At 61.5% G+C, this 12,118-nt stretch carries 12 protein-coding genes; 3 read left to right on the top strand and 9 right to left on the bottom strand.

Annotation, left to right across the window (positions count from 1 at the left end; all coding sequences use genetic code 11):
* Nucleotides 1-52: 52 nt before the first annotated feature.
* The 3 genes from KI235_RS07180 to fos form a co-directional block, all read right to left on the bottom strand.
* Nucleotides 53-556, bottom strand: a complete 504-nt coding sequence (locus KI235_RS07180; protein ID WP_027911683.1) for a DUF4142 domain-containing protein — start codon at nt 554-556, stop codon at nt 53-55.
* A 314-nt stretch (nt 557-870) separates the two neighbouring features.
* Nucleotides 871-2,220, bottom strand: a complete 1,350-nt coding sequence (locus tag KI235_RS07175) for a GGDEF domain-containing protein (protein WP_003198716.1) — start codon at nt 2,218-2,220, stop codon at nt 871-873.
* Between the two features lie 180 nt (nt 2,221-2,400).
* Nucleotides 2,401-2,814, bottom strand: coding sequence for a fosfomycin resistance glutathione transferase (gene fos, locus KI235_RS07170; protein ID WP_003198713.1), 414 nt, complete (start codon nt 2,812-2,814; stop codon nt 2,401-2,403).
* Nucleotides 2,815-3,071: 257 nt separating this feature from the next.
* On the opposite strand from fos, the gene KI235_RS07165 reads away from it, so the two are divergent.
* Together KI235_RS07165 and KI235_RS07160 are read left to right on the top strand one after the other, a co-directional pair.
* Nucleotides 3,072-4,307, top strand: a complete 1,236-nt coding sequence (locus KI235_RS07165) for an aminotransferase class I/II-fold pyridoxal phosphate-dependent enzyme (protein ID WP_003198711.1) — start codon at nt 3,072-3,074, stop codon at nt 4,305-4,307.
* A 13-nt stretch (nt 4,308-4,320) separates the two neighbouring features.
* Nucleotides 4,321-5,484: an MFS transporter gene (locus tag KI235_RS07160; RefSeq protein WP_028236969.1), complete on the top strand. Its 1,164-nt coding sequence runs from the start codon at nt 4,321-4,323 to the stop codon at nt 5,482-5,484.
* On the opposite strand, the gene yiaY is transcribed toward KI235_RS07160, so the two are convergent.
* Complete coding sequence (gene yiaY / locus KI235_RS07155; RefSeq protein WP_003198706.1) at nt 5,481-6,629, bottom strand: L-threonine dehydrogenase; 1,149 nt, start codon at nt 6,627-6,629, stop codon at nt 5,481-5,483. The genes KI235_RS07160 and yiaY overlap by 4 nt on opposite strands.
* A 140-nt stretch (nt 6,630-6,769) precedes the next feature.
* Between yiaY and KI235_RS07150 the strand changes: the two genes are divergently transcribed.
* Complete coding sequence (locus KI235_RS07150; RefSeq protein WP_212795608.1) at nt 6,770-7,789, top strand: DUF4917 family protein; 1,020 nt, start codon at nt 6,770-6,772, stop codon at nt 7,787-7,789.
* A 159-nt stretch (nt 7,790-7,948) separates the two neighbouring features.
* Here KI235_RS07150 and KI235_RS07145 read toward each other — a convergent pair whose 3' ends face one another.
* From KI235_RS07145 to KI235_RS07125, 5 genes are all read right to left on the bottom strand, one after another.
* The gene (locus KI235_RS07145) at nt 7,949-8,293 is read right to left on the bottom strand and encodes a YegP family protein (protein WP_003198702.1); all 345 of its coding nucleotides are present in this window, start codon (nt 8,291-8,293) and stop codon (nt 7,949-7,951) included.
* An 81-nt stretch (nt 8,294-8,374) separates the two neighbouring features.
* Nucleotides 8,375-8,956 (bottom strand): DJ-1/PfpI family protein, encoded by a 582-nt coding sequence (locus tag KI235_RS07140; RefSeq protein ID WP_003198700.1) that lies wholly within the window; start codon nt 8,954-8,956, stop codon nt 8,375-8,377.
* A 235-nt stretch (nt 8,957-9,191) separates the two neighbouring features.
* The gene (locus KI235_RS07135) at nt 9,192-10,409 is read right to left on the bottom strand and encodes an SAM-dependent methyltransferase (protein WP_003198698.1); all 1,218 of its coding nucleotides are present in this window, start codon (nt 10,407-10,409) and stop codon (nt 9,192-9,194) included.
* A 213-nt stretch (nt 10,410-10,622) separates the two neighbouring features.
* Entirely contained in the window at nt 10,623-11,240 is a 618-nt protein-coding gene (locus KI235_RS07130) for a membrane protein (protein ID WP_003198695.1), read from the bottom strand.
* A gap of 27 nt (nt 11,241-11,267) precedes the next feature.
* The gene (locus tag KI235_RS07125) at nt 11,268-12,017 is read right to left on the bottom strand and encodes a YgcG family protein (protein ID WP_212795607.1); all 750 of its coding nucleotides are present in this window, start codon (nt 12,015-12,017) and stop codon (nt 11,268-11,270) included.
* Nucleotides 12,018-12,118 lie beyond the last annotated feature (101 nt).

Here is a 12,118-nt window from a genome sequence, read left to right as displayed (position 1 = left end):
AAATCAGCCGGGACGCGAACGTCCCGGCCCTGAATACAAAAAACGCAGCGGATCAGCGGCTGGCTTGCAGGGCCCTGGCCATTTCGAGATGGGTCTGCAGTTTAGGCAGGGTTTCATCGGCGAAGGCCTTGATCTCCGGCACTTCGGTGGTCTGGGCCTCTTGCTGGATCTGCGCGATGGCCTCCTCGGTGGCCTTGACCTGGGTGGCGGCATACGCAGCCTCGAACGACTCGCCTTCCTTGACCTGCGGCATCAGGGCCTTGGCCTTGTCCGCCACCTCTTCCCGGGGGGCGACAGGCAAGTCGAGCTTCTTGGCGATCTTCGCCAGGTGTTGATTGGCCGTGGTGCGGTCGTTGATCACCATGATGGTGTAGTCCTTGACCTCCCTGGATTCGGCTTTCCCGTGGGCCATGCGACTTGTCTCTATGTCGGCCATGCCTTTGGCTGAAGCATCGTTGATGAATTCGGCAGGCGATTGGGCCCAGGCACTGTTGGCGCCCAGGCCCATCAACACGACAACACTGGTGGTGCGAAAAAAGCTGGCCATACGGCTCATGGTCGCGCCCTCCTCTGATGAAAGTTCTGGTGGGTTATCCACCGTTGAATCAGAACCAGCCATGAATACTCAGCGAGATGTCCGACTCGGCTTTCGACGGTCGTGATGGTGGTTCTCCCACTTCTGCGACCCGCTTCGGACACCTTCGTTCGATCATGAGCAATGTTTGCCAGATAAATACCGCTTGGGCCGGGAATGATCCAACCCTCCCTATTCTCGAATGCAGGGCACGCAGAGCCCTTCTTGTATTCGAATTGGATATGGGCTGAAGGTTTGAGAAAGGTGCTTGTGCCACGACGAACGGTGGCACGCTATCAGATACCGAACACCCTGTGATTCTGGCGTTTGGCCGCATACATCGCCTCGTCGGCGTGGCGGAACAGGGCAACATCTTCAGTGCCATGGTCGGGGAAACAGGCCACGCCGATGCTCGGTTCGATGCTCAGGCAGTGCCCGTCCAGACGCAGCGGCTGGGCCAGTGCATGGCGGATTTTTTCCTGCACGCGTTGGGCATCCTCCAAGGCCTGGATGCTGTGCAGCAGCACCACGAACTCGTCCCCGCCAATACGTGCCACGGTGTCGGTGTCGCGGATACAGCCCTTGAGACGATTGGCCACCGCTTGTAACAGCATGTCGCCAACCCCGTGGCCATAGGTGTCGTTGATCTGCTTGAAACGGTCCAGGTCGATGTACAGCAAGGCCATGCGCCCGGACGCCGCGCGCGCGCTTGCCAGTGCGCACTTGAACCGCTCCCGGAGCAATTCGCGGTTGGGCACCTGGGTCAATTGATCGTACTGAGCCATGTGCTGCAACCGGGCGTGCAATTGCTTGCGCTCGATGGCGACGGTGATCTGTGCGCAGACGTATTGCAGCAGTTCCTTGTCCTGCTCGGTGTAGCGCTCGTTGTGCGGCGCACTCTTGACGATCAGCGCGCCAATCGTGCCGCTCTGCGAGTTCAGCGGCACGCCCAGCCAACACGGCGCATCTGGCCGCGCTACAAGGTCGTCGAACCCCGGCGGCAAGTCGTTGCAACCAGGCGTCAGCAGGATTGGCTGGCCGCTGCGAATCACTTCGGCGCACAAACGCCCGGTGACCGTGCCCGGCAATTCCGGCTGCCCTTCCCGGTCGTCGACGTGATAGGGGAAGTTAAGTTGCGAACATTGTTCGTCATACAGCGCCACCGAAAAATTCAGCGCCGGCAGCCACTCGCCAATAATCAGGTGTATGCGCTTGAACAGCGCCAGCAGGTCTGCCGCGGCATGGGCCGCCTCGGAAATCGCATACAACGCCGCCTGCCGGGACTCGGCCTGCTTGCGTTCGGTGATGTCCCGGGCCACGGCAATGCGCAGTTGGTCCACCGGCGACCAGCGCGCCGACCACAGGATGTGCACCACCCGACCGTCCTTGCGCAGGTAACGGTTCTCGAAATTGAGCTTGGGCTCGCCGTCCATGATCTCCCGCGCCGCCTCAAGGGTCCGCTGACGGTCGGCGGGGTGCACCAGGTCGATCATCGGCTGGCCGATCAGCTCCTGCGGGGTGTAGCCAAAAATCTGTTCGCAGGCAGCACTGACAAACACGAAACGCCCTTGGCCGTCGACGGCACACACGGCGTCCAGCAGAAGGTCGATGTAGCTGGCCAGCGGCGCGGAACTTCGAGTGTCCATGGGGCTGGAGGTCATCCGGATAATGCAACGGTGAGCGAAGCGGGTGATCGTCAGTTCGTGACGCCGATACAACGAGCGAGACCGACGCGCCCCACCAATACCGATGAGGATAGCGCAGGGGATCGACTGTAGGGAGCGAAACGCCCGGGAGATGCAGCTACTCGCTTCAACGCAGCCCCTTCACTCCGTAAAAAACGCCATACCGGCATACGGTGCCTGCCGGCAGGCCTTCAACCGGGACGCCAGGTCGCCCACATGGACTTCGAGCTTGTGCCCGTCCGGGTCGAGAAAGTAGAACGAATCACCCTCGCTGCGATTGTCGCGCCACGATGACACCTGGGCCGCGTTCAGCCGCGCCACCAGCACTGGGAAACTCTCGGCATCGATGCTGAAAGCGTAATGGGTGTAGTCCGCCACCGGCTCAGGCCTGCGCAACGGGTCGAAAGCCAGGCACAACCACAAACCCGGCAGCGACAAATAGGCCCCATGGTCCCACTTGGCTTCGAGACGCAGCTGCAATAGCTCGCCATAAAAAACCACACTGCGATCCAGGTCGGTGACGGCAAGGGTCAGATGATTGAGGCCTGAGAGCATCAGCAAGCAACCTTCAGAAAAGAGTGATAACCCAGCGGGCTTGGGGCGAACCCAGGGTACTTCCAAGCTCCGACATCGCCGACGGATTCCCCGTCCAAGGCCCTAGGCAAAGTCCTACGCAGAACTCTCCAGTGACACTCAAGCACGCCGGAAACAGCCGATTCAAAGCCCTGCACAACAATCTGTAAAGTCTGGAAACACACCGCTATCGAAACACCCCACGGACAGCACCACTCATCAAGGAATGTAATCGCACCATGAACCAGACTGCTCAAGCGCCCCATCACTTCACTCACTACCGCAAGGTGATTTCCCTCGCAGACCAGAACTGGCAGGGCACCGAAGCCGGAAAAATCTCAGGGTTGAATGTCGAGGTCAAGACACCCAATGTGCTGGTCGACCAATACGGTCGCACCTTCCATCACTTCTGTACCACGTCCTACCTGGGCCTGGACTATCACCCCGCGTTGCTGGACGGCGCCATGACTGCCCTGTGGGAAACCGGAACCCTGCGGGTCGCCAACTCAAGGAATCGCTGCAAGCTGGCGATCCTGGACCAGTACGAAACCCAATTGTCGGAGCTGTTTGGCGCCAGTTGCCTCAGTGCTCTGTCGTGCAGTGCGGCAAGCGCCGGTATCCTGCCGCTGCTGGCCAGCGGCGCGTTCACCAACCAGTGTTCGCCGGTCATGGTGTTCGACAAACACGCCCATTACTCGATGAACCACAGCAAGGCCGCCTGCGCCGATGAAACCCAGGTCGTCACCTGCCCGCACAACGACATGGATTTCATCGAAGACCTGTGCAAACGCCAGCGCTGCGTGGCGTACGTGGCCGACAGCGCCTATAGCATGGGCGGATTGGCGGACCTGGACAGCCTGATGTATCTCAAGCAGCGCTATGGCCTGTTTCTCTATCTGGACGACTCCCACGCGCTGTCTGCGGTCGGGGAGTCCGGCGCAGGCCTGGTCCGTTCGCGCGTCCCTGCCGTGGATGAACGCACCCTGATCGTTGCTTCATTGGCCAAGTCATTCGGCGCCAGTGGCGGGCTGGTCATGTTTGGCAGTGAACGGCACAAGGCGCTGGTGCAGCGTTACGGTGGCCCGAGCAATTGGTCCCAGAGCCTGAACGCAGCGGCCATCGGCGCCGGCATGGCGTCGATCCGCCTGCACCGCAGTCGAGAATTCAGCGCCCTGCAGGAGCGTTTGCAAGCTAATATCCGCTTCTTCGACAGCCTCGTGCGCACTGAACAGCGCGGCAATCCCATGGCAATCCGCATGGTGCCCTGCGGTGAAGCGGCCCTGGCCAACAGCCTGGCCGTCGAACTGGCCGAACTGGGGTACTTCACTTCAGCGGTCTTTTTCCCCGTGGTGCCGCAAGGCAAGGCCGCCATTCGCATTACCCTGCGCGCCGATATGGAGCCGAACGTGATTCGCTCGTTTTGCGAAAAGATCACCGAACTGCTGCTGACCCACGGGCGTGACATCCGCCCTTGAGACAGGACGCTCGATGAAGAACCGTACAACCCTGATCGTCACCTGCACCACCGTTTTCCTGGCCCAACTGGGCATGAGCATCTACTTGCCGGCCCTGCCCGATATCGCCCGGAACCTGGGCGCCGATGCGTCCCGGGTTTCCTGGGGCTTGTCGGTGTACCTGATCGGCATGGCGCTGCCGATGTTGCTGTGGGGCAGCCTGGGCCAGCGGCTGGGGCGCAAGCCGGTCTTGCTGGCGGCCTTGGGGTTGTACGGTTTGGGCAACCTGGCCCTGCCGCTGGGCACAACCGTGGAGGCGTTCCTGACGCTCAGGTTGATCCAGGGCATCGGCGCCAGCGGTATCTCGGTGATGGCGCGGGTCTTGATTCGGGACAGTTTCAGCGGCGATCTGTTGGCCAAGGCGCTGTCCTGGATATCGATCGCCTTTGTGATTGCCCTCGGTATCGGCCAGTATCTGGGCTCGCTGATCCAGGCCGCTTTCGGCTGGGAGGCGATTTTCCAGGGCTTGGGCGCCGTCAGCCTGGCGATGGCAGCGGCGGTGTCCCGGGCCAGGTTCCCGGTGCTGGTGCAAGCCGGCAACGGGCAATCGGCGTGGAGCATCTACGGGCAGATCCTGCGTCGACGCGCGTTCCTGCTGCCGGCCTTGGCGGGTGGGCTGGGTTACGGCGTGATCGTCGCCTTCAACACCGCCGCGCCGCTGATCCTGCAGGGGAGCTTCCACTGGTCGCCCATTGAATACGGCCTGCTGGGCTGGCCGGTCAGTGCCGCGTACTTGCTTGGGGCGCTGGTGGTGAACGCTTTTGTACTGCGTACCGGTCAACGGCGAATGATGGGTTGGGGCATCGCCCTGGTGCTGGGCGGGAGCATGACCATGCTGGCAGGCAGCCTCACCCTGAGCAGCATCGCGCTGCTCTTCTGGCTGCCGTATTGCTTCGCGGTGTTTGGCCAGTCGTTGATCTACCCCATCAGCCTGTCCCTGGCCAACGAAGGCTCACCGGTGGCCGGCGCGTATGCCATGGCGTTGAGCGGATTCCTGCACCAACTGATGGCCTCGGTGATCGGTGCCATGGCCAGTCTGTTGTTGAGCCAACAGGCCTGGCCGCTGGCGGCGTTGTGCGCACTGTTGGGGGCGGCGGCGATGCTCTGTGTGAAGTTCGTGCCGCCCCGGGTCGCTTAGAACGCGCTGCGGAAAATCTCTTCGATCTGCCGCTGGTCCGCCGCCCGTGGGTTGGTCAGGCCGCAGGCGTCTTTCAAGGCGTTGGCGGCCAGCACCGGTACGTCATTGAGGCGTACGCCCAAATCACGCAAACCGGCCGGAATATCCACGTCAAGGGCCAGTTTACGGATCGCCGCAATGGCGTCGCGGGCGCCCTCTTCCGGGCTGAAGCCGCGCGTATCGGCGCCCATGGCATGGGCCACGTCGGTCAGGCGAACGGCACACACCGAAGCGTTGAAGCTCTGCACATGAGGCAACAGCACCGCGTTGCATACGCCGTGAGGCAGGTCGTAGAAGCCACCCAGCTGATGCGCCATCGCGTGCACGAAACCCAACGATGCATTGTTGAACGCCATCCCCGCGAGAAACTGCGCGTAGGCCATGTTCTCCCGCGCGACCAGGTCATTGCCGTCACGCACGGCCAGGCGCAGGTTGTTGCTGATCAGGGTGATGGCCTTCAGGGCGCAGGCATCGGTGATGGGGTTGGCCGCAGTGGAGACATAAGCCTCGATCGCGTGGGTCAGTGCATCCATGCCGGTGGCGGCTGTCAGGCCCTTGGGCATCGCCACCATCAGCGCCGGGTCGTTCACCGACATCAATGGGGTGACGTTGCGATCGACAATCGCCATTTTCACGTGGCGTGTCTCGTCGGTGATGATGCAAAAACGGGTCATTTCGCTGGCGGTGCCCGCCGTGGTGTTGATGGCGATCAGCGGCAACTGCGGCTTGCTCGAACGATCGACGCCTTCATAATCACGGATCTGCCCGCCGTTGGTGGCGCACAGGGCGATGCCCTTGGCGCAATCGTGGGGCGAACCGCCACCCAGCGATACGACGAAATCACACTGGCTCTCCTTCAGCAGCCCCAGCCCGAGCTCGACATTGGCGATGCTTGGGTTGGGCTTGGCGCCGTCGAAAATCACCGAGTCGATGTCCTGTATCGCCAACAACTCGGCCACCTTGGTGGCGACGCCGGCCTTGGCCAGCCCCGCGTCGGTGACGATCAAAGCTTTGCGAAAGCCGTAGTTGCGAATAGCGGTCATCGCTTCATCGAGGCAGCCGAGCCCCATGATGTTCACGGCGGGAATGAAAAAAGTGCTGCTCATGGGGTCACGCTCCTGGTTGAGGCCGGATCGGCAGGGCCTACAGAATGACCGAGTAGTCATGACGCATCTTGATCTGGCTCAAGACTGGGTCGTGATAAAGTCGCGCCCTGCCTTTGCCACGTTTTGAGATGATCCTTGCGATGACCGATTTCCAGGAATACGACACCCGGCTCGAAGACTGGGAGGCCTTGCGCGCCGACACCGCCTTCAGCGGCCTGTTGGTGGGCAATGGGGCCAGCCGCGCAGTGTGGGATGATTTCGGCTATGACTCGCTGTTCGAAAATGCCCGCACCGTCGAGGAGAAACCCCTGAGCCCGTCGGAACTGAGCGTGTTCGATGCGATGCAGACGCGCAGCTTCGAACAGGTGCTCGCTGCGCTGAAAACCACCAGTCGGGTCAACAAGGCCCTGGCCGTCAGCTCCGCCGCCCCGCGTAACCGCTATTACGCGATCAAGGAAGCGCTGATCAACACCGTGCATGCGGTGCACATCCCATGGCGCCTGGTGCAACCGTCGACCCTGGCGACGCTCAACCAGGAGCTGAGCCGCTACCGCACGGTGTTCACCAGCAACTACGACCTGCTCAACTACTGGGCGATCCAGCAGGCACCCGAGAGCATCAGCGACCTGTTCTTCGGCGAAGACCACAGTTTCGACCTGAGCCGGGCGACCACGGACAAACCGCGCCTGCTGTACCTGCACGGCGGCCTGCACCTGGTGCGCAACCAGGACGGCACGGCACGCAAGCTCACGTCCACCGAAGGCACCCTGCTGGGCAGTTTCGCCATCAACAACACGATCAAGACCCTCGACGACGTACCGTTGTTCGTCAATGAAGGCCCAAGCCAGGACAAGCTCAAGACCATCCGCAGCAGCGATTACCTGTCGTTCTGCTACGACCAGTTGCTGCAGCACGGCGACAACCTGTGCCTGTTCGGCCATGCCCTGGGCGAGCAGGACAACCACATTGTGCAAGCCTTGCGCCTGGCCGCACCGAAAACCGTGGCGATTTCAATCTATCCCCGTAGCCAGGCGTTCATCCAGCATCAGAAGCGGCATTACGCCAAGGTGTTCCAGGGACTGGAAGTGCAATTGCGCTTCTTCGATGCCAAGAGCCATCCGCTGGGCGATCCGAAACTGTCGGTGCCGGTGGAGGTTTAAAACACGTGTGGAGAGGGGATCCATGTGTGGGAGCAAAGCTTGCTCGCGATGAACGATGACTCGGTTAGCCTGCACAACCGCAGCGCCTGCATCGCGAGCAAGCTTTGCCCCCACACATAATTCCCCCGCCACAGGCTAGGCGCCCTTGTTGCCGTCCCGTCAGAGCGCAGCCACGGTCTTGTCCTTGATGACAGTCGTCGGCCCGTTGGCCTTTACGCTGGCGATGCCCTTGTCCCGGGCGGCGTCCGATGAATAAGCTTCACTGCTGCCAATCACTTCATGGTTGGCAGCCTTGAGGTTGAAGTACGGATGGCCATCCTTGGTGTTCTTGAGTTCATAGCGCTCGGTCAACGGACTGTTTTTCTGCACCGAAGCAATGCCACCGTCGACACCGCTGCGGGTGGTGTACAGCTCACTGGTCAAGATTGTCTCGGCGTTGGCCGCCTTGAGCACAAACCGAAACTGGCCACTGCTGCTTTTGCTGATTTCGTACCATCCGGACATGATTTTTCTCCTGGCAATGAAGACATGCCCCGAGAGTAAAGACCCGCCGCGCTTGCCCCGCCAGTCCGCTGTGCAGCGTCATTACAAGGTAATGGCCGTGCCCAGCAGCGTCAGGAAACCCGCCAGCCAGCTCGGGTGCGCAGGCCAGGCCGGTGCGGTTGCGAGGTTGCCCTGGACATGGCCCTGGGTCACGGGAATGTCGATATAGGTCCCGCCAGCCAGTCGGACTTCCGGGGCACACGCCGGGTAGGCGCTGCATTCGCGCCCTTCGAGGATGCCTGCCGCCGCCAGCAATTGCGCACCGTGGCACACCGCGGCAATCGGCTTGCCCGCCAGATCGAAATCGCGCACCAGTTGCAGGACGGTTTCATTCAAGCGCAGGTACTCCGGCGCTCGCCCACCCGGCACCAGCAGCGCGTCGTAGTCGGCGGCCTGGACGTTGGCGAAGTCATGGTTGAGGGCAAACAAGTGCCCCGGTTTTTCACTGTAGGTCTGGTCGCCTTCGAAATCGTGGATCGCCGTGCGCACCGTCTGTCCGGCGGTTTTGTCCGGGCACACGGCGTGCACGGTATGGCCGACCATCTGCAGGGCCTGGAACGGCACCATGACTTCATAATCTTCGACGTAATCGCCGACCAGCATGAGGATTTTCTTGGCGGGCATGGGAAGGGCTCCTTTGGGAATGCGTGGGTGGTTAACGCATTAAAGGTAGTCCGGAGTGTTGGCAGGCGAGCGATAACCGCTCATTACCTGACGGGCTGCACCTCAGCCCCTTGTGGGAGCGAGTCCTGTGGGAGCAAAGCTTGCTCGCGATGAACGATGGCGCGGTTCTAGCAGTTAAACCATGTCGTCCTCATCGCGAGCAAGCTTTGCTCCCACAGGGTTCGGTATAGCTGCTTCAGGCGAGGTAACCATCCGCCCGCAGCAGCGTTTCGAGGCAATGCTCGGTAACGTGGTAGAAGGTCTTGAGTTCCTGGATCTTGGCCAGCAGCTCGGTGGGGTCCGCAGGTTCGGCGCGTTTGACGGCCAGGATCATCTTGTTTTTGTTGGTGTGGTCCAGGGAGATGAACTCGAAGACCTTGGTCTCGTAGCCGCAAGCTTCCAGGAACAGCGCTCGCAAGCTGTCGGTGACCATTTCCGCCTGCTGGCCCAGGTGCAGGCCGTATTGCAGCATCGGCTTGAGCAAGGCCGGGCTCTGGATCTGCAAGCGGATCTGCTTGTGGCAGCACGGCGAGCACATGATGATCGAGGCGCCCGAGCGAATGCCCATGTGGATCGCGTAGTCGGTGGCGATGTCGCAGGCGTGCAAGGCGATCATCACATCCACCGCGCTCGGCGCCACGCTGCGCACGTCACCGTGCTGGAAGCTCAGGCCCGGGTGTTCCAGGCGCGCAGCGGCTTCGTTGCACAGCTTGACCATGTCTTCGCGCAGCTCGACTCCGGTCACCACGCCTTCAGCCTGCAAGGTGTTACGCAGGTAATCGTGGATGGCGAACGTCAGGTAGCCTTTGCCCGAACCGAAATCCGAAACCCGCACCGGTTTGTCCAGGGCCAGCGGCGAAGACGTCAGCGCATGGCTGAAGACCTCGATGAACTTGTTGATCTGCTTCCACTTGCGCGACATCGCCGGAATCAGCTCGTGCTTGTGGTTGGTCACGCCCAGGTCGGCCAGAAATGGCCGGTTCAGGTCGAGGAAGCGATTTTTCTCACGGTTGTGCTCGGCAGATGGCACTTCCCGCAGTTGCTGGGGCTTGCTCTTGAACAGCGAACTCTTGCCCTTCTTGCTGTACTCCAGCTGGGCCTCGTCGGTGACCGCCAGCAAATGCGCGTTCTTGAACGATGCCGGCAACAGCGCAGCAATGGTTTGCACCCCTTCGGCCAGCGGGAAATTCTTGGTGATGTCGCGGGTCTTGTAGCGGTAGACGAAGGACAGGCACGGCTGGTCCTTGACCGTCAGCTGCTTGATGATCAGCCGCTGGAGGTCCGCTTCTTCACCCACGTACTTGGCCAGCACCAGTTTGATGAAAGCGTTTTGTTCAAGGCTGGTGCGCAACAGCTCGATGAACTGGGCGTGGTGATCCGGCGCGGGACGGACGGGCGTTGCGGTGGCAGACATGGACAAGCGGCCTCGGGGCGGGGCGAATCGGGAATGGCGGTATTTTAGGGGGGATGGGCAGCGAGGGCACGGAAAAGTTCGTGTGGCGAGCAGTAGCCTCGGTGGGAGCAAGGCTTGCCCGCGATAAATACACCGCGATCCAGCAGGCTAAACCGAGCTATCGTTCATCGCGAGCAAGCTTTGCTCCCACAGGCTTGTGCTGGCAGGAAATTTTCAGCCCAGCACCACCAGCCGATTCGGCAGTTCATTGCGTTCCTGGGTCACCGGCACGTGCTCCTTGAGCAATTCGCCGCAAGCTTCGATGCAGGTCACGAAACCCTGCAGGGTCTGTCCCTGGCGAACCTGCTGGGTGAACGCTGCGACGATGGCATCCCAGCATTTGTTGTCCAGGCGCTTGGAAATGCCTTCGTCCACCAGGATTTCCACGTACCGCTCAGCCTCGCAGACAAAGATCAGCATCCCCGTGCTGCCCACCGTGTGGTGCAGGTTCTGTTCGAGGAATTGCCGGCGCGCCAGGTTGGAGGCCCGCCAGTGACGCACGGAACGGGGGATCAGGTGCGTGGTGATCCTGGGGATGCGAAACACCAGGCACAGCACAATGAAACTGACCCACTGCACCAGCAACAGGCTGTGCATCGTCAGCCAGCCGGAGAGGTAATGGACCACGCCGGGCACCACCAGGGCCAGCAGGCTGGCCCACAGCAGCGGGATATAGGCGTAGTCGTCGGCGCGGGCGGCCAGCACCGTGACCAGCTCGGCGTCGGTATGCCGCTCGACCCGGGCGATGGCCTCGGCGACCTTGCGTTGTTCGTGTTCAGTCAGTAATGCCATGTTAAAAGTGCCTGCTCATTATTATTGTCACCAGCCGCCCGACGAACCGCCGCCCCCGAAACTGCCACCGCCACCGCTGAAGCCCCCGCCGCCTCCGCCGCCGAAGCCTCCACCGGAACCGCCCGAACGGCTGGAGCCACCGCCTCCGGTCGGCAAGATACCGAGCATCTGGCAGACCAATATCGTCAAAATAAACAGTATCACCAGGAAGACGAACAGCCCGGGATGGCGCTCGACGAAATCACTCGGCTCTTGCTGCTCGTCCGTACTGTATGCCGGCGCCGGCTCGTCCAACGGGCTGCCGCCCAGCACCACCAGCATCGCCGCAACACCATCGCTGATGCCTTTGTTGAAGTTGCCGGTCTTGAAGGCCGGGGTGATCACCTGGTTGATGATCACCGAACTCTGCGCGTCGGTCAGGCGATCCTCCAGGCCGTAGCCCACCTCGATGCGCAGTTTACGGTCATCCCGGGCGATGATCAGCAGCGCGCCGTTGTTTTTATCCTTCTGCCCGATGCCCCAATGGCGCCCCAATTGATAGCCGAAGTCTTCGATGCTGCTGCCTTGCAGGTCCGCCAGCGTGACCACCACCACCTGTTCGCCGGTGGCCTGTTCATGGGCCTTTAGCTGCGCTTCCAGTTGTGCGCGCACCGACGGTTCGAGCATCTGGGCGGCGTCCACCACCCGCCCGGTCAATGCCGGAAACTTCAGCTCGGCCTGGGCCGTGATGGCAAACACCCAGAGCAACAGCACCAGGCCAAATTTCAACACGCGCATTGGAACTCCTGTGTGGGAGCGAGCTGGTGTGGGAGCTGAGCTTGCTCGCGATGAAGGCACCTCGGTCTTTCCAATGACCGCGTTATCGTTCATCGCGAGCA

Origin of the sequence: Pseudomonas sp. St386 (genome assembly GCF_018325865.1) — a bacterium.
Taxonomy (GTDB): Bacteria; Pseudomonadota; Gammaproteobacteria; order Pseudomonadales; family Pseudomonadaceae; genus Aquipseudomonas; species Aquipseudomonas brassicacearum.
This window is presented reverse-complemented; position numbering and strand designations above follow the sequence as displayed.